Here is a 20,098-nt window from a genome sequence, read left to right on the forward strand (position 1 = left end):
ATGCAACTGGATACATTACTGATCAACTGCGGTCAACTGCTTACGATGGATCATGAATCCGATATGGTGAAAGGAGAGCAGATGAAGGCTCTTCCGCATATAAAAGATGGAGCTATCGGCTGGAAGGACGGAGTAATTACGTTCATTGGCACCACGGAAGAAGCGAAGAATTTACCATGTGATCATGTGATAGATTGCAAAGGGAAACTTGTGACACCTGGACTTGTTGATCCCCATACCCACCTTGTATTTGGTGGGTCGAGGGAACATGAAATCGCGCTAAAACAACAAGGTGTCCCTTATTTAGAAATTTTGAAGCAAGGCGGAGGCATCCATTCGACTGTAAAAGCGACTCAAGAAGCAAGTTTTGAAGAACTTTTGGAAAAAGCCGAATTTCATTTAAAGCGAATTTTTAGTTATGGAGTAACTGCCGTTGAAGCCAAGAGTGGTTATGGATTAAATCGAGAAACAGAACTTAAACAACTAAAGGTGGTCAAGGAACTTCAAAAAAAATACTCCATGATCATGGCTTCGACTTTCTTGGGTGCGCATGCCATCCCGAAGGATTTTGAGGCGGATTCAGATCTTTTTTTAGAAGAAATGGCAGATTTATTTTCTACGCTAAAAGAAGAAAATCTGGCAGAGTTTGTAGACATTTTCTGTGAAGAAGGTGTTTTTACAATAGAACAATCGAAGGAATATTTAACAAAAGCAAAACAAGCCGGATTTGCTGTGAAAATCCATGCTGATGAAATTGTTTCTTTAGGTGGGACAGAGCTTGCCATGGAACTTGGGGCTGCCTCTGCTGACCATCTCATTGCAGCGTCAGATGAAGCGGTCAACATGTTCGGTTCATCCGATACCATTGCGGTTCTTTTACCAGGAACGACCTTTTATTTAAACAAAGACACGTATGCAAATGCGCGCGGTATGATTGACGGAGGCGGTGCGGTGGCACTTGCAACAGATTTCAACCCGGGAAGTTCGCCTACTGAGAACATCCAATTTATTATGAACCTGGCAATGTTGAAGCTAAAAATGACATGTGAAGAGATTTGGAATGCGGTAACGGTTAACTCAGCAAAAGCGATTCATAAGGAGGGTGTTGCCGGAAGACTTCAAATCGGCCGACAAGCAGATGTGGTCATCTGGGATGCGCCAAACTATCAGTACGTCCCGTATCATTACGGTGTTAATCATGTGCACAGCGTATTTTTAAATGGGAAGGAAGTGGCAAAAGGGGGAGCTTTTCTTGAGTAGACCGACATTTTTGCAAACCTCAGGGGCTCCTCCCTTTATAGACAGACATTATCCAAAGGCAACAGAGCTGGTACAACTTTGGGACGGAAAGAAGAAGCTCGATGGGACGACCATTATCGGCGTCCCTCTTTCCAAACCGTCCATCAGTCATTCCGGAGCGAGTTTTACTCCTGGCATTGTCAGGAAGCTTATGCAATCCTACTCCACCTATGCTGTGGAAGGAGAGGTGGATTTAAGAGATTCGAACGTGCTTTTGGATGCCGGAGATATTCATATGCATGCAACGGATATAAAGGAATCTTATCGCAGAATTGAAGAGACCGTAACTACTATTTTAGGAGAAAATAAAGAGTGCATCCCGCTTTTCATCGGTGGCGATCATTCTATCTCCTATTCGACCCTGAAAGCAATGAATGAGGTCAAAACGGGTAAAATCGGAGTCATTCAATTTGATGCCCATCATGACTTAAGGAACACAGAAGACGGCGGTCCAACGAATGGAACCCCTTTTCGCCGGCTCCTTGAGGCTGGTGTGTTAAAAGGGGAGCATCTCGTTCAAGTGGGAATTAGAAACTACTCGAACAGTGCCTATTATCATCAATATGCAATGGAAAATGGCATCAAAGTTTATACGATGGCTGACGTTAAGAAGAATGGGATTGGGGAAGTTATCCGCGAGACTGTCGAATATTTAAAAGATAAGGTGGAGCATATTTACCTATCCATCGATATCGATGTACTTGATCAGGCATATGCCCCTGGTTGTCCTGCTATCGGGCCTGGCGGGATGACAAGTGAACAGCTTCTTGAAGCAATTTACATGTTAGGGAAAGAGGAATCGGTTTGCGGGTTGGACATTGTGGAAATAGATCCAACGATTGATTTCCGTGACATGACGAGCAGGGTGGCCGTGCATTGTCTGTTGGACTTTTTAAGGGGTAGAAGTGTGCTTAACAGATAAAGAAAAGGCGACTGCGTCTTGTGAATGCAGTCGCCTTTTTGATTTAGTTTGCTGAACCTTTTTGGAAAAGCTTATAAAGTGCTTGCGTCCCGCTATTTTCTTCTCCACTAGCAGAAAGCTTCACATACATTTCTCGTGCCAAGGAAAGCCCTGGAACTTCAAGTCCCATTTTGTCTGCTTCATCAAGGGCGATTTCCATGTCTTTAATGAAATGTTTAACGAAAAATCCTGGTTCATAGTTTCCTGCGATAATGCGAGGAGCAAGATTGGATAGAGACCAGCTTCCGGCAGCCCCGCTTGAAATACTTTTTAGGACATCTTCAGGATCAAGTCCTGCTGTCTCTGCATATGCCAAAGCTTCGCACACACCGATCATGTTCGTGGCAATAGCAATCTGGTTGCACATTTTAGTGTGCTGTCCCGCGCCTGCTTCCCCTTGGTGGATGATGTTCGAACCGAATGCTTGGAAGATAGGCTGGCATGCCGCAAAAGCATCTTTGTCCCCACCGACCATTATGGTGAGCCGAGCTTCCCTCGCGCCGATATCGCCACCAGAAACAGGGGCATCCAAGCTATGTAAGCCGTGTTCCTTCGCTTGCAAGTAAATTTGTTTGGCAAGTGTCGGAGTGGAAGTGGTCATATCGATCAAGTATGCCCCTTTTTCAGCATTCGTTAAAATACCGTTGTCTCCCAAATAAACCTCTTCCACATCTTTAGGGTAGCCGACCATGGTAATCACAACATCAGCACCGCGAGCTGCCTCACCAGCACTTGCCTTCCACACCGCACCGCGCGAAACCAAACCCTCAGCCTTCTCTTGCGTCCGCGTAAACACACTCACCTCAAACCCTCGATCCAACAAATGCCCCGCCATACTACTGCCCATCACACCCGTACCAACAAAAGCAACCTTATGTAATTCTCTGTTCATGTGCAAATACCTCCTGGGGTCTGACCCCTTTTTGTCTTTTTTTTTCTACTTTTTTATTCCCCTATTATACAGGTTTCTTTTGGGTGGTGGTAGATTGGGAGGTGGTTGGGGGGGGAATCTATTATTTTGGGAGGATTGAACTAGGGTAATTAGTTATAATATTTAGAAAAATAAAGAAATTTGTAGTATAATAGGGGATATTGAAAATTGAGGACAATTTGGTTTTATAAAAAGGTTGTTGAAAGATAAAAGTTCACGATAGATTACGAAGGGAGGAACGTGTAATGAGTACCCCTGACTCTTTATTAAAAAAGGAGAATACAAAATCTGTTGAATCCATTTCTAAGGTCCAGCTTATCATTGTCGTTTCCGATGTAGGAGATATACAATATGTCTCTTCCACCTGTGAAGCGCTATTAGGATATGCCAGGGCAGACCTGATAGATACGAGGTTAGAGAACTGGATCAATTCAGAAGACCTGTATTTAATAGAGAGCTTAATCTACCAGCCCTCCCATCAAACTCACTGTTATTTTCGCATGAAAAAGAAGGATGGAACTCTTGTTTGGATGGAAGCGGTACTGTCTGAAGTCAAATCATCTACAGGGGAAGAAAAAGAAATCGTTTTAATGCTTTCCCGTACATCTGATTATCAGAATTCGACTAATCAAGATAGAGGACCGACCATCGCTATGCCTACTAGCCAAAGGAGAAAAAATGAGGACCTCCAAATAGACGAAGATTATTCTGCCTATGACCTTATTGAATACCTCCCGAATGGTGTCTTCATTTTTGTTGATGGAATTATAAAGTATGTGAATGAAGCAGGTACGTCCATGCTTGGGGCATGCCATAAAGAACAAATTCTTGAGACCTCTGTTTATGAATACATAGAAGAAAATTATCATGAAATTGTGGAAAAGAGAATCAAGTCGGTCCAACAAGGATACCGAGTGGGGCAAATGGAACAACGCTGGAAGAGATTTGACGGACGGGCAATTGATGTGGAGATTACTTCTAATCATACTACTTTCAAGGGGAAACCAGCTTCTTTTGTCATGCTTGTGGATATTTCGCACCGGAAGAGCTTTCATAAAATTCTGCAAAACAGTCGAGAACGATTCCGAAAGCTGGTGCAGAATTCGATTGATACAATCGGCGTGATTTGTGAAGAAAAATGGACGTTTATTAATGAATCCGGACTTAAGATGCTTGAAGTTGATAATTATGGGGAGATATTTGGGAAAAGCATTTATGATAATCTCCCGAAAGAAGATTTCGATAAGATATGGCAAGAAGTGCATGAACAACATAATGGCACGAAATTGCCGACATTTGAACAAGAATGGAAGACGATGAAAGGAAATGCCATTCATACCGAGCTCGTTGGAATCCCCACGACTTATTTAGGAAAAGAAGCCATGCAAGTCATTATCCGTGACATAACAGAACGGAAGCAAGCCGAAGCGTTGATGCTGCAATCGGAAAAGCTTACTGTCGCAGGTCAATTGGCTGCCGGAATAGCGCATGAAATCCGCAATCCTCTTACAGCTATCAAGGGCTTTTTCAAACTTTTAGAAAGAGAGATGGAAGAAAAGAAAGAATACTTCCACATTATTGAGTCAGAGCTAAGCAGGATCGAACTTATTTTAAGTGAGTTACTGTTGCTCGCAAAACCGCATCAAGTTTATGTGCATCCGGTTTCCGTTCATTCCTTGCTTAAGGATGTAACGACGCTTTTAGAAACGCAGGCAATCATGAACAATGTATGGTTTGATTTAAAATTGAAGGCAAATTCTCCAACCATAAAATGCGATGAAAATCAGATGAAACAGGTGTTTATCAATTTAATTAAAAATGGGATAGAAGCAATGCCGAGCGGAGGAACTATCTATATTGATACAGAGGATTCGGGTGATGAAGTAGTGGTTACGCTTCGTGATGAGGGGACAGGCATCTCAGAAGATATCATCAAAAGGCTGGGGGAACCATTTTTCACAACCAAAACTACGGGAACCGGCTTGGGATTGATGATTACATTTAACATCATTAAAAATCACCATGGAACTGTAAACGTAACAAGTGAAGTGAATGAAGGAACCCAAATAGAAGTTCGATTTCAAAAGGCGTGAAATTTTACAATAACTTGAGGTTAAGGAATATCCTGTGCTGAAAGTGAGAATCCTTACAATGTACAGGGGAAGAGTAGGTTGTACTTTACAGAAAATTCCCTATACATTTTTAAAAAAGGATAGTATTATAGGAGACTAATCTTGAAATAGGAGTTTTAGTATATGAAACAGCATGAGCAATGGACGTCAAAGATTGGCTTTATTTTAGCAGCTGCAGGGTCCGCTATCGGTCTCGGCGCAATATGGAAGTTTCCGTATATGGCGGGCACAAATGGTGGAGGAATATTCTTCTTATTGTTTATTCTCTTCACACTCATTATTGCTACGCCAATGTTATTGGCTGAGTTTATAATAGGCAGGTCTACTCAAAAGGATGCGATCACAGCGTATAAGACCTTAGCGAAGGGGTCTAAATGGCATTATATCGGAATTCTAGGAGTGGTTGCCTCCTTCATTCTTTTATCATTTTACAGTGTGGTAGGAGGATGGATTGTTACATACTTAGGTAAAAGTATTACAGGGGGACTTTCCCAATTTTCACTTGAGGAGTACGGAGGTCTTTTCGAACAGACAATAGCTAATCCTACTCAAGTGTTAATCTCTCAGTTTATCTTCCTTGCCATTACGATTTGGGTGGTCCAGGCCGGAGTGCAAAGTGGAATCGAAAAGGCCAGCAAAGTATTAATGCCTTTATTATTTATTATTTTTATGGTGTTGCTGGTTAGGTCGCTTACACTGGAAGGCGCATCAGAAGGGATCCTTTACTTTTTGCAGCCGGATTTATCTCTTATCACTCCCAACACATTCTTAATGGCGCTTGGACAAGCTTTGTTTTCACTAAGTGTTGGTATATCAATTATGGTTACTTACAGTTCCTACTTGGAAAAAGGAGAAAACTTAGTTCGATCTGCTGGTTCAGTGGTTTGGTTGAATATCATTATCTCGCTTTTATCAGGACTCGTCATTTTCCCGGCGGTATTTGCTTTAGGACTGCAACCTGATGAAGGCCCTGGTCTCGTATTTGTCGTATTACCGGCAGTTTTTGATCAGTTGCCACTTGGCGGAATCTTCTTGACTATGTTCTTGGTCTTGTTGTTATTTGCAACTTTGACCTCTGCGTTTTCAATCTTGGAGATAATAGTTGCAGTTATCGTAAAAGACAATCAGGAAAAGAGAAGGAAAATTGCAATTATAGGAGGTATGATCATTTTCATTCTAGGCATACCTTCCGCATTGTCATTTGGTGTCCTATCCGGTATTACCATTGGAGACCTTCTCATATTTGATGTAGCTGATTTTCTCGTCAGTAATATTGCCTTGCCTGTAGGTGCATTCTTCATTTCCATTTTTGTCGGATATCGAATACCTAAAAACATCCTGGAAGATGAGTTTTTCCAAGGCTCTACAGTGAAAATAGGGTTATTCCAAGTTTGGTACTACCTGCTCAGATATGTGATCCCGGTAGGAATACTTCTTGTATTTTTACAGTCGTTCGGACTTTTTGGTTAGTTAAATTAAATTACCTATGAAAACACACTCGACTTTCTTGGTCGGTGTGTTTTTTTGCATTCCACCTACAAGTTACAGGGGAAAGAAGGAAGTTATGACAGATATTCCTATTGGGAAAATAGTGCTCGTTTTTCTGGTTTAATAGGGTGTTCCATTGCTCGTTTTCCCAATATGAAATAGGGGTGACAGGTGGTAAACTGTTCATAACGATTCTTAATAGTAAGAATTGTTAAAAAACTTTATTCAAGGAGTGAATTTATTGAAAAAGTGGACGAAAGGTTTATCAGTGATACTTATTGCAATTCTTGCTTTCTCGTTAGCTTTTGGATCTGCACAAGCAGCAACTTCAGATTCGAGTGCTAATGTTAAGAAAGAGTACTTAGTAGGGTTTACGAAAGGAAATAAAGCAAGTGCGCAGTCTTCCAAAAACTTAATCAAGGCGGCAGGTGGCGATATTCAACATACCTTCCAGTTCATGGATGTTGTCGAAGTCAGTTTGCCTGAAAAAGCAGCATTAGCTTTAAAGAATAACCCCAACATTGCATTTGTAGAGGAAAACGCAGAAGTTCATGCTACTGCACAAACAGTTCCTTGGGGAATTCCTCATATTAAAGCAGACAAAGCACACGCTTCAGGTGTAACAGGAAGTGGAGTAAAAGTTGCGGTCCTTGATACAGGAATTGATGCAAATCATGCTGACCTGAATGTTAAAGGCGGAGCAAGCTTTGTTTCCGGTGAGCCGAATGCTTTACAAGATGGTAATGGCCATGGAACGCACGTCGCAGGAACGGTTGCTGCATTGAATAATACAACAGGAGTGCTTGGCGTAGCGTACAATGCTGATCTTTATGCAGTTAAAGTTCTTAGCGCTTCTGGTAGCGGTACATTAAGTGGAATCGCACAAGGAATTGAATGGTCCATTGCTAATGATATGGATGTTATCAATATGAGCCTTGGTGGAAGTTCAGGATCCACCGCCCTTCAGCAAGCGTGTGACAATGCCTATGCAAGTGGTATTGTAGTGATTGCTGCTGCTGGAAACTCCGGTTCAAAAGGTAAGAGAAATACTATGGGTTACCCTGCAAGATACAGTTCTGTTATCGCAGTTGGAGCGGTGGACAGCAGTAACAACCGTGCATCTTTCTCAAGTGTTGGAAGTGAGCTTGAAGTAATGGCTCCAGGTGTTAATATCCTTAGCACAACTCCTGGGAACAATTACTCTTCATTCAATGGTACGTCTATGGCTTCTCCGCACGTTGCAGGAGCAGCTGCATTAATCAAAGCAAAATACCCTAGCATGACAAATGTACAAATTCGTGAAAAACTTAAAAATACAGCCACAGATCTTGGTGATCCGTTCTATTATGGACATGGTGTAATCAACGTTGAAAGTGCTTTGCAATAACTAAGTTATCCCCCCTATGAATAGAAGCACCAGAATCAACTCTGATAATAGAGAAGACACTGGTGCTTTATTATTTTTATAAAAAAATTAAGGAGAGTGAGTTTTTATGAATAAGTCTTTAAGAAAAATAGCTACCTTATTTTTAGCCGTAGTAATGGTTTTATCCTTCTCATTCACGCCAACAGATGCAAGTGCACAAGGAAAGCCGTTGATGAAAGAATATCTGATTGGCTTAAAAAGCGGTCCTTCGATAGCCAAAGCAGATAAGTTAGTATCCACTCTCGGCGGTTCGGTGGAACATCAATTCAAACATATGAATGTGTTACATATCACGTTGCCGGAAGTGGCAGCTGCAGCGCTTGAGAAAAATCCGCTTGTAGCATATGTAGAAGAAAATATTGAAATGCATACGACAGCACAAACAGTTCCTTACGGAGTCCCACATATTAAAGCAGATGTGGCACATGCTCAAGGAGTAACAGGATCTGGTGTAAAAGTGGCAGTACTTGATACAGGAATCGATGCAAGTCATGAGGATCTGAATGTAGTAGGCGGGGCAAGTTTTGTTTTCGAAGAACCCGATGCCCTGACAGATGGCAATGGCCATGGTACACACGTGGCAGGAACAATTGCAGCAGTAAATAATAATACGGGAGTACTTGGAGTCGCTTATGATGTAGATCTTTATGCTGTAAAAGTTTTAAGTGGAGCGGGAAGTGGGACACTTGCAGGTATCGCTCAAGGAATTGAATGGGCGATTGATAACGATATGGATGTTATCAATATGAGTTTAGGAGGCAGCACAGGGTCAAGTACATTGAAGCAGGCAAGCGACAATGCTTATAACAGTGGTATCGTTGTAGTGGCTGCCGCTGGAAACAGCGGTTCCTTCTTTGGATTGATTAACACCATCGGATATCCTGCTAGATATGATTCTGTTATTGCTGTAGGAGCGGTGGATTCCAATAATAACCGCGCTTCCTTCTCTAGCGTCGGCAGCCAGCTTGAAGTGATGGCTCCTGGTGTTTCCATCAACAGTACATTGCCTGGCAATCAATACGGGGAATTGAATGGAACATCCATGGCATCTCCTCATGTTGCAGGTGCAGCGGCATTATTATTGGCGCAAAATCCAAACATGACAAATGTGGAAGTTCGCGAAAGATTACGCAGTACGGCAACCAACTTAGGATCGACTTTCAACTATGGCTATGGTGTCATCAACCTAGAAGCGGCATTACAATAATCTAACAAACCATTAAGCTAAGACCCTCCCTTTTATCACGGGAAGGGTCTTTTCTAATTTAACGAATAAGAGTGTAATAATACGGTTGATTTCCGTTCCAGGCGCTTCGCTTGCCTGCGGGCGGTCCGTGAGCCTCCTCACTCCGTTTCGGGGTCTCACCTGTCCCTTCCTCCCGCGGGCGTCTGCGCGCCTTCCACTACAATCAACAAAGTTACTTCATTCACTTAAGGTTTATGAAAATCATCAAACCGAGTTAACTGTAAAAGCATTATCTTTTCGTTATCGTAATTTCTAGCTGTTGATTGGAGCAAAAGGCGAAGACTCCTGAGGGAGATAGTGCTAGGTGGAGACCCCGCAGGCTTGCCGAGGAGGCTCCAGCAGCGCCCCTAGCAAAGCGAAGCCATTTGCGGAGATCAACAGTGGTGTCTAACAAAAACTAATCTTTGTAAAAACCTCCACTAATTCCCTCGCTTTATGCTACGTTAATATATATCTACCAAAAAAACATTTTTTTGCAAAAAGTTGAAACTATTTATGATGAACCTGCATCTTTAGTATATACCTCAAAAGAAAGGGGGGTGAGCGAGCTTTGCACCTAGTAGAACGATTAAAAAATAAAGAGGAATCCGCACTAAAAGAAATGATGAACTTTTATGGTGACTATCTGTTACGAACGGCGTATTTACTGGTAAAAGATAATCATCTTGCTGAAGAAATAGTGCAGGATACCTTCATCACAGCTTATCAAAAGATTCATCAACTAGATGAAGAAGAAAAACTAAAAAGCTGGCTCACCTCCATTACAGTCAACCGTTGCAAAATGCAAATGCGTAAATGGAGCTTCAGGCGAATTCTGTTAAACTTTGAATTTGCTGAACGGGTTACAGAGGACGAAGTGACAGATGGTCCTGAAGCGCAGTTATTGCTAGATTTTCAAAATCAATCTTTAAGCGAATCGATACAAAAGTTGGATTATAAATACAGGGAAGTAATCATTCTTTATTATTTCAATGAGATGAAAATAAGCGAAATCGCAGTACTGTTAGCTATTGCAGAAAGTACCGTGAAAACAAGATTAAAAAGAGGGCGTTCTTATTTAAAGGACATTATCGAGAAAGGGGAGGATGAAAGTGCAACACAAAGAAAAACAAGCGGTTAAAGAAAGACTTGACCAAGAATTAAAGGACTTCCATTTTACCGGATGTGAAAAAGTTTTACAGAAAACTCATACGAAAAGTTTTGTAGATAAACTTTCATCCTTCTGGAATAAGGAAATCGAGGTGCCTGTCCTTCCAATCGTAGTGGCCGCAACCTTAATACTCTCGACTATTTCATTAAAGGATGACTTAAAAAACAATGAAATAACCACAACTCAGGCCGAACGTGAAATAATCCAGATAGCCGGATACACCTATTGGAAGGACGACTACGAAAGAGCGGTGAAGTTACATGAAAATAAAAGTGAAAATTAAACACATAGTACTAACTGTGGTTTCATTTGTTTTATTTCTTCCAGTATTCTTCTATTTAATACAACCCCAGTACACTATATACATGGCTAAACAGCAGATGGCAAACGGGGAGCAAATTGGAAAAGAGAGAATACAGGAGCTGCTAGACAATGGAAATATTTTTTCTGAGCAGAGATTTGCACTTATCCGGGAGTTTATGATCGAGGACTCCAATACCATGGAATATGATGTATATGTCGGCACTACCTTAACTCATTGGTCTGATCCTAATCAGGCAAAAGTGAAATTCTCCTTTGAAGAACGCCAACCTTACTTGTTGGAGTATGTAGAAGAAGGACCGGCTGATGGATATATGGAGGCAGCGGCCAAGGAACTAGCGGATTATTATAACCGGGAGGGAGAATGGCAAAAAGGGGACAAAGTGCTGCAATCTGCTTTAGATAGGGGAAGTGAAACTTATTTCAGATCTGAATTGGCAACAAAACAAATCGATTTGGCAGTTCAAAATGAAAAACACGAGCTTGCCTTACAATATATAGAAGAATTTACTTCAAAGGTTTCAAATGAGGACACATATACAAAAGCAATAGTGGATAAGATTAAAAACAGGCTAAACTCAGGTAATACTGTTCGAGGAAAAGTACTAGTCAACTCCGATGGTGAAACACCTGTGGAAGGTGTGGGGGTATATCTGCGTGATAAAAATAATTTATACTATAGTATTGGGGCAGAAGAACAATACCAATCAGTTACGGATAAAAATGGAGAATACGTCTTCCAGAACGTTTCACCCGGCAGTTATCAGCTTGGATTTGGATTTACCTTTGAACAGATAGATGGTTTTGCTTTATCCATTCCTTCTAATCCTTGGATTGAAGTAGACGACAAAAATGTTGTTGCGCAGGATTCATATATTCATCCATTGATTGAAATCCATCAGCCGGTTAATTCCGAAGAGATTTCAGAAGATCAACTTCAGATTTCATGGGAACCTGTGGAAGGGGCGGAATATTACAATATCAGTGTAGGCAGGGAAATTGAAGGTGGCTCCGTATCACATGATCTAAAGAGCGGTATAAAAAGTACAAAACTTACTGTCCCGGTAGAAGACCTCTACTTTTCGCAAGGAGGCATTCAGTTTACGGAAGACAGTGACTGGAAGGGGATTGATTACTCCTCAGTACTTGGTTTCGCAGATCCTCGAGGACGCTTTTTCTGGAATGTGGAGGCATATGATGAAAATGGTAATTTAATCACGCAAAGTCACGGTTACAGATTAGGAGCCGACACATTTGGAAACCTGCCGACTTTTTATTTAAAGAACAGAGAATTATCAAAGGCAGATAAAGTTTTATTAAAGAATAAGCCGGAAGAAGCGTTGGAAATGTATAAGCGGAATTATGCAAAGGACCCAGATGACCTGCATAGTTTGCTAATGATTAGCAAGATTATTGGTGTCGAGGAGTCGGTGGTGAATAAGTCATCAAAAGAGTTGGCAATACCTTACTTAGAGCAATTGGCTGAAAAAGCCCCTAACGAAATCTTGTTTCTCGATATTCTCCAATACTATTATGAAAAGGAAGATTGGCAAACCTATAAAAAATGGTATGAAAGGTTTGGAGTTATTAAGGGAGATATTTTAAATGAATATATTGAGGGGAATCACGCAATGGCCCTCTTAAAGCAAAAAAAGTATGAAGAGGCAAGATTACAGTTTCAACTGGTAATGGAGCAAGGAAATCGCCATGAATATATCGGCGAATGGATAGCATTAGAACTGCTTTTAGGTGAGCCTCTTGATAAGGCAGTAGAATTGGCTAAAGAACATCCAGAGCAAGGGATTTATGATGTGAGAATTGATTGGGAACTTTTGATTAAAAATATCCAGCGAGAAGAAGTGCAGTTTGATGGATATTTGAAAGAACTTGAAAAGGTATTGGGATGGCACTTTAAAGGGGAAAATAAAAGATTGGAAGATTGGTCGAATACCACAGAAAAGGTAGAATTGAAAAGGTTTATGGAAGAGCTTAGAAAATAAAAGGGAAAAGGAACGACTCATTGTGCAGAGAGTCGTTCCTTTTCTACTTAGAAGTTATTCAAAAACCGTTCCATACGGTCCATAGCTTTTTCAAGGGTTTGCATGTCATAGGCATAGGAGAGTCTTACATACCCTTCTCCAAGCTCGGAGAAGGCACTACCTGGTACAACTGCAACTCCAGCTTCCTCTACAAGTTTTAACGCAAAATCAAATGACTTTATGTTAAACTTTTGGATCGAAGGGAAAAGGTAAAACGCTCCATCTGGCTTCACTACTTCAAGCCCCATGTTGACAAGGCGATTATATACATAATTCATTCTCTTCTGATACTGTGTTTTCATAACATCTGCATCATTTATCCCTGCAGTTAATGCTTGCAATGCTGCGTATTGCGAGACGGAGCTTGCGCAAGAAACATTGTACTGATGCACTTTTAGCATCTGTTTCATGACAAATTCAGGACCGAAAACAAGGCCTATTCTCCAACCTGTCATGGAATGAGATTTGGATACTCCATTGATGACGATGGTTTTCTCTCTCATGCCGGGTAGAGTGGCGATGGATTGGTGGCTGCCCTCAAAAACAAGTTCACTATAAATTTCATCTGACAAAATAAAAATATCCTTGTCCTGCAACAAGTCTGCAATTTTTCTTAATTCCGTTTCTGATATTGCTGCACCAGTCGGATTAGAAGGATAGGGCAGAATGATACAACGGGTTTTATCGGTAATGTTTTTTTCTATTAATTCTGCCGTTAATTGAAAATCAGTTTCTCTTGTATCAATATGAACAGGGGTTGCACCGCATAATTTGATAATGGGTTCGTAACCTGGATAGACTGGTCCAGGTAGGATAACTTGGGTACCGGGTTCTAATATGGTACGAAAAGCAATATCAATTCCTTGGCTTGCGCCTATGGAAACGATCACCTCAGAATCAGGATCATAATCCATATTGTATTTCTTTTTAACAAAGTCACTTGCAGCCTTACGGAGTTCAGGAATACCAGCATTTGGAGTATAAACGGTTTTATTCATTTCGATTGCAGCTTTGCCGGCTTCTTTTACATGTGTTGGAGTAGGGAAATCTGGTTGCCCGATGGTAAGTGAAAGTACATCATCATATTTTGCTACAAGGTTGAAAAACTTGCGAATGCCTGAAATTTCAATATCTCGCACATTCGAGTTGATTAGATGTTCCATATAAATTGCCCCTTTATGTATTCAAGCTTTTTAAGTTAGTGTAACTGACTTTTTTCCCCTTGTCCAAGAGATTATTGTAGTAAAATGAATAGGTATGAAGAGGGATTCCTTGATACCTAGAAAGGGAAGGGAAACGTTTGTTTGGTCCTTGACATAATAGGGAAGACCTATAAAAATAAGAAGCTAGTAGGATAGGAAAAAACTTACATAAGATTTATAATAATTATAAACACAGAATATTCACATAACTTTAACTGCCGTCTCCATTGCCTTTGGATGCACTCCTTTCACCTTTGAATTACTGGGATTTGGTGTCTGTTGGATTCCGTCTGAAAGGGGATTGTGTAATGGATATTGTGCTACAAATTTGGGTTACGTTGTTGGAAAGGTATGCAGAGGAGTTATTTTTTCAGGATTCATCATCAGGGGTCTTTTCGTTTATGATTATTGGGGTGCTCGCTTACTTGTACAAGCAGGAAAAAGAGACAAAGAAAAATTGTTCTTGTTGCCAAACAGAGGCGAAAACAGAAGAGAAAAAGCTCCCCGAAAAGCAAGAAGAAGCGGAATGAGTTTCCGCTTCTTTTTTTGTGGGATAAGGTAAACCCGCTGTTGATTTCCGCAAATGGCTTCGCTTTCCGCGGGGCGACCTTGAGCCTCCTCACTTCGTTGCGGGGTCTCAACATTGCCGCTACTCCCCCGCTGGAGTCTTCGCCTTTTGCTCCAATCAACAGCTATAAATCCTCAATTTTTCGAATTCAACTTTAACTTAATTTTACTGTAAATGAGAGAACTGATCTAGTAGGGTGTTATATTCGCTTGATAAGGTTTTGAATTTTTGACGGTTGCCTTCACCTAATGCTTGATCTATTTCGTTCATCAGCCTGTTTTTATGGAATTGAAAGACAGAAGAGTCGACAATGATTTGAGCGACTTTCTCCTCTCTGGTCATATCAAAGCTTTTGAGATTGGAAACAGATTGTTCAGGTTGAAAAGAAAAATGCTTATTCATAATTTCTACCCCCTGTGCGGAATTTTGGAATGCTTATTAATGGGTGAATCATGAAAAGGATGTGAAAGTATGCTTGCTCATCCTTTTTCCTATTATCTGATATTTTGTCCTGTTTGTGAAGTATAATTTTTAGAAAATTTAGATATATCAGAAAAAATAGCGGAAACTTTGTAAAAGAGTGACATTTGATTAAATGATTTTGTTTGGTTACTTATTTTTGAATATACCCAAAATAGCAATGGGGAAAACAAGTAGAGCGTATTAACCTGAAGAAGTTGAAAAAAGTTAGCTAACTTATGAAAAAAGGTGATTCGGAAAAATAATAAAGTCATGGATAGGAATTTTCGATTTTCTCTTGAAAAATCAATAGAAAACGAATATTATTAGTAAGGTTTCAATAATACATTCGTTTTTGGGGGATTTTTAAGTTGGAAAACTATTTTGATTTTAAAAAGTTTAATACGTCAATTAAACAAGAGGTATTAGCGGGGATAACGACTTTCCTTACGATGGTTTATATAATTTTTGTCAATCCGGCTATTCTTTCAGCAGCTGGTATTCCATTTGAGCAAGTGTTTATGGCAACGATCATTGCTGCTGTGATCGGGACGGTAACGATGGGTCTATTTGCAAAGTATCCAATAGCGGTTGCTCCCGGGATGGGCCTTAATGCATATTTTACAAGTGTTGTAGCTACTCAGGGACTTACCTATCAAGCAGTGTTGGGAACGGTGTTTTTAGCTGGACTTGTTATTATTATTTTAAGTTTGACCAATTTAAGAAAAGCGCTTATTGAAGCGATTCCTGCGCCTTTAAAGTATGGGATTACAGCGGGTATTGGCTTATTCATTGCGTTTCTTGGTTTAAAGATGGCAGGTATTGTTGTACCGAGTGAAGCAACGATGATTACACTTGGGGACCTCACAAGTCCGGTTACGGCTCTTGCTATCGGTGGACTGTTCGTCACCCTCATCCTTATGGCAAAACGGGTATCCGGTGCGCTATTTTATGGGATGGTATTGACGGCAATCGCAGGCTATTTCTTTAATATGCTTTCATTTAATGGCATTGTGGATATGCCTCCTGCACCTCAATTTATCCATATTGGAGATGCACTTAGTGGTGTGGTTACAAACGGTTTATATACGGTGGTATTTGCATTCATTCTTGTTACTATTTTTGATTCTACTGGTACGCTTGTAGGAGTTTCAGAACAAGCTGGATTTATGAAGGATGGCAAACTAGAAAGAACGAAGCCTGCGACACTTTCCGATGCGATAGCAACGACAGCTGGTGCTGCCCTTGGGACAAGTCCTTCTTGTGCTTATATCGAATCTTCTGCTGGGGTTGCAGCGGGTGGCAGAACAGGATTGACCTCTATTGTGGTAGCTGGTTTGTTTCTTTTATCGATGTTCTTTTCCCCGGCAATTTCCGCTATATCCAGTTTACCGGCGATCACTGCACCGATATTAATTATTGTCGGGTGTTTTATGATGGAAGGTTTAGCGAAGATACAATGGAGAAATTTTGATGAAGCGTTTCCTGCTTTCGCGATTATTTTGACGATGCCATTGACTTCAAGCATCGCTACAGGGATTGCTGTTGGTTTTATTACGTATCCAATCATGAAAGCTGTAAATGGAAAATGGAAAGATGTTCATCCGCTCATTTACGTATTTGCAGTTATTTTCTTAATTCAAATGATTTATTTTCCGGCACACTAAAGGATAAAAAAACGACGCACCCAACATTTCGGGTGCGTCGTTTCTTATTTAAATGTAGGAAGGTGTAGATTCCAGTTGATTTCCATTCCAGGCGCTTCGCTTGCCTGCGGGCGGTCCGTGAGCCTCCTCGGCTTGCAGCCTGTGGGGTCTCACCTGTCCCTTCCTCCCGCGGGCGTCTGCGCGCCTTCCACTCCAATCAACAAGATGTTTTCATTCACCTTAAGATCAAAGAGGCTATTTAACCGATTTACTGAAAACCCAATAACCATTCTTTAAAGAAATTTCTAGCTGTGTATTGGAGCAAATGGCGGAGACTCCTACGGGGAAGTAGCGGCAATGTTGATACCCCGCAGGCTTGCCGAGGAGGCTCAAGGTCGCCCCGTGGAAAGCGCAGCCATTTGCGGAAAGGAACAGCGGACTAAACAAATAACTTATAATTAAAAAGGGGAGAGGGGGATCCGCTCCTTCTTAGCCTTCCTGATTAAATAACCCTTCTTCTGCATCTTCTTGAAGTCTTTGTAGCCATTTTAATTCTACTTGGCATAGTTCATGGGCATTTTCCATGATGGCTTGTGACCCTTTGGGGGCATGGATACCAAATTGGTTATACACTCTTTCCAGCATTTCAAGTTGCATTTTGGTATGGGAGATTCGCTCAGATAAAGCTTCTCTAATCAGGTTTGCATCCCCAAGATGTATAAATGCAAGTGCGGTGTACATTGGATGAAAGTGCGTGCTTTCTGCTTGTAGCTGCTTTTTCAGTAATTGTTGAAAAGCTTCTATCCCATCAGGAGTAATGCTATATATGGTCTTATCAGGACGTGTCTGGTCCGTTACAACTTGTTTGACTTTAATTAGTTTTTTGTTGAGTAGCTGCTCTACAGCATAATAGAGTGACCCTTTTGCCATTTTGATATATTGATCCATATTGCGGTCATGCATCACTTGTTGGATTTCGTATGGATGCTTGTCTCCTTCCATGAGAAGACCAAGTATTACAAGTTTTATTGCCAAATTCGTTCACACCTTTGTATGTAAAGAGTGGTTTGTCTTCTATTATAAAGGAAAGATGAGATGCCGGATACTAATAATAGGTTTAGTGAAATATTCAAGTATTAATTAATATCCCACTATTCAGGTGAGCTTTTAAGAAAATGTCATGTGCTTCTAGACGAACTCTTACAAGAAGCCTATAATGGATGGGGTGCTGAATTATAAAATTTAACACTTTACCCATTAAATTGAGAAGGGTGGGTAATATAAGTAATGTTGTTATTAATTGGAGGATTTGTTGTGAATGATTTACCTAATTAAACCGCTAATTGTTAATATAACCATCATCTTTTCTTTGATGTTCAATGCGAATTTATTTTTTCCCTTCAGCAAAAGAAAACCCCTTAATTTTAAACAGCAAACCATTCTAGGGCTGTTTAGTGCATTTTCTGCAAAGTTATGTATGCTTTATCCCATTGAAACACTGGAAGACACCAATTTTGACTTTAGGATGATACCTATCCTAATTGTTACGCTGTATGGAGGCTGGTACCCTGGCCTACTTTGTACAGCTATTGTGGTGATGCTGCGATACTTGATTGGTGGAGAATATGTTTACGTTGGTATAGCGGTCTCCATTCTTGCTTTAGGAATCGGTGTTCTGTTCCGTTCTGGTTTTCTAAGGAGTGCCAATAAAGTGTTATATGGAGTAATCGTCATATCCTTTTATTATTTGGTTTACATTTTCATTTTGTTTAGTACGGTATCTTTTTTAGATATTAATTTTTATATTGTTTATTTTCTTGCATTCAGCTTAACTTTTACTGCTTTGATCTATACGGTAGAAAAATTAATCATTGCTAATCAACAGTTTGATGAGACATTGTATCTTGATAAGCTTTCAACAGTCAGTCAAATGGCAGCAGCATTTGCTCACGAAATCAGAAACCCCATTACAACTGTCAGAGGCTTTATTCAGTTTATTAACTCCGACACCAAAGATGAAAATTTAAAGCAATTTGCTCCACTAATTCTTGATGAATTGGATAGGACGAATAAAATAATTACGAATTATTTGACTGTGGCACGGCCGACAAACTTCACTTTATCTTATATCGATGTTAATAAAGCCCTGCAAGACTCCGTTGAGTTGCTCAGACCATTTGGATCATACCGGAATGTTTCCATAGACCTTAAATTAGAGGGGGAGCATTATATCTACAGTGATGAACAACATTTAAAGCAAGTATTAATGAACATCATTAAAAATGGAATTGAGGCAGTGGAAGAGGAACAAGGTGGATATGTGAAAATCGTGAAAAAGCCTGCAGATGAAAGAGGGCAGATTGAAATCACCTTTGTGGATAATGGAATAGGGATGAGCGAGGAGCAATTAGAGAAGCTCGGATTACCTTATTATACGACAAAAACAAAAGGGACAGGATTGGGAAGCATGATAACGAACAGGTTGATTCATGAAATGAAAGGTAAAATACATTATGAAAGCAAGGTTCATAATGGAACATCTGTCACGGTTATATTACCAACTGTTAGCAAAGAGTAAGGAAACAAAAGAGGCTGATGTTGAAAATCAACGCCAGCCTCTTTTTCATTTTTTCCATAAAGAAACTTCACCAGTATTTCGATTGACCTTGTACCATCCGCGTGATAATTTTTCCGGTTGATTATTAAAATGTACAAGATCAGAAACATGGAATAAATAAAATTCCCCATCAATGCCCTCATAAGCAACATCTGTACTATCATGCCTGGTAAGCTCCAAATACTCCATTAAACTTGATCTCGCTTCTTGTCTGGAGATCTTTACTTGATCACTATTGCCATTTGTGTTGTCTACATTTATTAATGCTTCATTCCGTGAATCTCTTATCAATTCATCATTGGACATCAATCCAGGTTGATTTCTTTCTTCTGTAATAGTTGGTCCCTTTGCGCTTGGTTCTTCCCTTTGATTGGCACAACCACAGGAAAGAACCAATACTAATGGGATAATCAGCAGTTTTAGATGCATACATGACACCCTCCTTCATATTTTCCACATGTTGATTATTGATAGTATGAAGTAGGAAGAAAGATTTCATGCAAGTTAGCGCTTTTTGCAGAATTGAGCAGCATATAATGGATAAAGACAGACATCGTGTAAATATTACGTAAAAAATCATGAAGAAAGGAGGAGTGGAGGGTTTATTAGAGAA

Annotated in this window: 17 protein-coding genes; 12 read left to right on the forward strand and 5 right to left on the reverse strand. The window is 40.4% G+C overall.

What is annotated here, in order from left to right; translation table 11 throughout:
* Both hutI and hutG read left to right on the forward strand, forming a co-directional pair.
* On the forward strand, window positions 1-1,260 hold the full coding sequence (gene hutI / locus K7887_RS07925; protein WP_223492995.1) for an imidazolonepropionase: 1,260 nt from the start codon (window positions 1-3) through the stop codon (window positions 1,258-1,260).
* Window positions 1,253-2,221 carry a formimidoylglutamase gene (gene hutG / locus K7887_RS07930; RefSeq protein WP_223492997.1) on the forward strand — a complete coding sequence of 323 codons (969 nt, stop codon included), beginning with the start codon at window positions 1,253-1,255 and terminating at the stop codon, window positions 2,219-2,221. Before hutI ends, hutG begins: the two co-directional genes overlap by 8 nt.
* A gap of 43 nt (window positions 2,222-2,264) precedes the next feature.
* Here the strand turns inward: hutG and K7887_RS07935 are convergent, their stop codons facing one another.
* Entirely contained in the window at window positions 2,265-3,152 is an 888-nt protein-coding gene (locus K7887_RS07935; protein ID WP_223492999.1) for an NAD(P)-dependent oxidoreductase, read from the reverse strand.
* Window positions 3,153-3,436: 284 nt separating this feature from the next.
* On the opposite strand from K7887_RS07935, the gene K7887_RS07940 reads away from it, so the two are divergent.
* The 7 genes from K7887_RS07940 to K7887_RS07970 all read left to right on the forward strand — a co-directional run bounded on the left by K7887_RS07940 (window position 3,437) and on the right by K7887_RS07970 (window position 12,954).
* Complete coding sequence (locus K7887_RS07940; protein ID WP_223493000.1) at window positions 3,437-5,284, forward strand: PAS domain S-box protein; 1,848 nt, start codon at window positions 3,437-3,439, stop codon at window positions 5,282-5,284.
* 162 nt (window positions 5,285-5,446) lie between these two features.
* Window positions 5,447-6,793, forward strand: a complete 1,347-nt coding sequence (locus tag K7887_RS07945; protein ID WP_223493002.1) for a sodium-dependent transporter — start codon at window positions 5,447-5,449, stop codon at window positions 6,791-6,793.
* 259 nt (window positions 6,794-7,052) lie between these two features.
* Window positions 7,053-8,198 (forward strand): S8 family peptidase, encoded by a 1,146-nt coding sequence (locus tag K7887_RS07950; RefSeq protein WP_223493003.1) that lies wholly within the window; start codon window positions 7,053-7,055, stop codon window positions 8,196-8,198.
* A 106-nt stretch (window positions 8,199-8,304) separates the two neighbouring features.
* Window positions 8,305-9,444 (forward strand): S8 family peptidase, encoded by a 1,140-nt coding sequence (locus K7887_RS07955; protein WP_223493004.1) that lies wholly within the window; start codon window positions 8,305-8,307, stop codon window positions 9,442-9,444.
* Window positions 9,445-10,033: 589 nt separating this feature from the next.
* Entirely contained in the window at window positions 10,034-10,603 is a 570-nt protein-coding gene (locus K7887_RS07960; protein WP_223493005.1) for an RNA polymerase sigma factor, read from the forward strand.
* Window positions 10,575-10,916 (forward strand): hypothetical protein, encoded by a 342-nt coding sequence (locus tag K7887_RS07965; RefSeq protein ID WP_223493007.1) that lies wholly within the window; start codon window positions 10,575-10,577, stop codon window positions 10,914-10,916. The genes K7887_RS07960 and K7887_RS07965 overlap by 29 nt, the downstream gene beginning before the upstream one ends.
* A gap of 82 nt (window positions 10,917-10,998) precedes the next feature.
* Window positions 10,999-12,954, forward strand: coding sequence for a hypothetical protein (locus K7887_RS07970; RefSeq protein ID WP_223493008.1), 1,956 nt, complete (start codon window positions 10,999-11,001; stop codon window positions 12,952-12,954).
* 47 nt (window positions 12,955-13,001) lie between these two features.
* On the opposite strand, the gene K7887_RS07975 is transcribed toward K7887_RS07970, so the two are convergent.
* On the reverse strand, window positions 13,002-14,156 hold the full coding sequence (locus K7887_RS07975; RefSeq protein ID WP_223493009.1) for an aminotransferase A: 1,155 nt from the start codon (window positions 14,154-14,156) through the stop codon (window positions 13,002-13,004).
* Window positions 14,157-14,503: 347 nt separating this feature from the next.
* On the opposite strand from K7887_RS07975, the gene K7887_RS07980 reads away from it, so the two are divergent.
* Window positions 14,504-14,725 carry a hypothetical protein gene (locus K7887_RS07980; protein WP_223493010.1) on the forward strand — a complete coding sequence of 74 codons (222 nt, stop codon included), beginning with the start codon at window positions 14,504-14,506 and terminating at the stop codon, window positions 14,723-14,725.
* Between the two features lie 203 nt (window positions 14,726-14,928).
* Here the strand turns inward: K7887_RS07980 and K7887_RS07985 are convergent, their stop codons facing one another.
* The gene (locus K7887_RS07985; protein WP_223493011.1) at window positions 14,929-15,165 is read right to left on the reverse strand and encodes an IDEAL domain-containing protein; all 237 of its coding nucleotides are present in this window, start codon (window positions 15,163-15,165) and stop codon (window positions 14,929-14,931) included.
* A 428-nt stretch (window positions 15,166-15,593) separates the two neighbouring features.
* Between K7887_RS07985 and K7887_RS07990 the strand changes: the two genes are divergently transcribed.
* Window positions 15,594-16,889, forward strand: coding sequence for an NCS2 family permease (locus tag K7887_RS07990; protein WP_223493013.1), 1,296 nt, complete (start codon window positions 15,594-15,596; stop codon window positions 16,887-16,889).
* Window positions 16,890-17,357: 468 nt separating this feature from the next.
* Here the strand turns inward: K7887_RS07990 and K7887_RS07995 are convergent, their stop codons facing one another.
* Window positions 17,358-17,903: a PadR family transcriptional regulator gene (locus K7887_RS07995; RefSeq protein ID WP_223493015.1), complete on the reverse strand. Its 546-nt coding sequence runs from the start codon at window positions 17,901-17,903 to the stop codon at window positions 17,358-17,360.
* Window positions 17,904-18,186: 283 nt separating this feature from the next.
* On the opposite strand from K7887_RS07995, the gene K7887_RS08000 reads away from it, so the two are divergent.
* Window positions 18,187-19,446, forward strand: coding sequence for an ATP-binding protein (locus tag K7887_RS08000; RefSeq protein WP_223493016.1), 1,260 nt, complete (start codon window positions 18,187-18,189; stop codon window positions 19,444-19,446).
* A 45-nt stretch (window positions 19,447-19,491) separates the two neighbouring features.
* On the opposite strand, the gene K7887_RS08005 is transcribed toward K7887_RS08000, so the two are convergent.
* On the reverse strand, window positions 19,492-19,914 hold the full coding sequence (locus tag K7887_RS08005) for a hypothetical protein (RefSeq protein ID WP_223493017.1): 423 nt from the start codon (window positions 19,912-19,914) through the stop codon (window positions 19,492-19,494).
* Between the last annotated feature and the right edge of the window lie 184 nt (window positions 19,915-20,098).

Source organism: Sutcliffiella horikoshii, from assembly GCF_019931755.1.
Taxonomy (GTDB): domain Bacteria; phylum Bacillota; class Bacilli; order Bacillales; family Bacillaceae_I; genus Sutcliffiella_A; species Sutcliffiella_A horikoshii_E.

Coding starts and splice junctions, on each gene's coding strand:
- K7887_RS08000 (WP_223493016.1), top strand. CDS start 18,187: ATGATTTACCTAATTAAACCGCTAATTGTTAATATAACCATCATCTTT.
- hutI (WP_223492995.1), top strand. CDS start 1: ATGCAACTGGATACATTACTGATCAACTGCGGTCAACTGCTTACGATG.
- K7887_RS08005 (WP_223493017.1), bottom strand. CDS start 19,914: ATGCATCTAAAACTGCTGATTATCCCATTAGTATTGGTTCTTTCCTGT.
- K7887_RS07975 (WP_223493009.1), bottom strand. CDS start 14,156: ATGGAACATCTAATCAACTCGAATGTGCGAGATATTGAAATTTCAGGC.
- K7887_RS07945 (WP_223493002.1), top strand. CDS start 5,447: ATGAAACAGCATGAGCAATGGACGTCAAAGATTGGCTTTATTTTAGCA.
- K7887_RS07970 (WP_223493008.1), top strand. CDS start 10,999: ATGGCTAAACAGCAGATGGCAAACGGGGAGCAAATTGGAAAAGAGAGA.
- K7887_RS07940 (WP_223493000.1), top strand. CDS start 3,437: ATGAGTACCCCTGACTCTTTATTAAAAAAGGAGAATACAAAATCTGTT.
- K7887_RS07935 (WP_223492999.1), bottom strand. CDS start 3,152: ATGAACAGAGAATTACATAAGGTTGCTTTTGTTGGTACGGGTGTGATG.
- K7887_RS07955 (WP_223493004.1), top strand. CDS start 8,305: ATGAATAAGTCTTTAAGAAAAATAGCTACCTTATTTTTAGCCGTAGTA.
- K7887_RS07980 (WP_223493010.1), top strand. CDS start 14,504: ATGGATATTGTGCTACAAATTTGGGTTACGTTGTTGGAAAGGTATGCA.
- K7887_RS07985 (WP_223493011.1), bottom strand. CDS start 15,165: ATGAATAAGCATTTTTCTTTTCAACCTGAACAATCTGTTTCCAATCTC.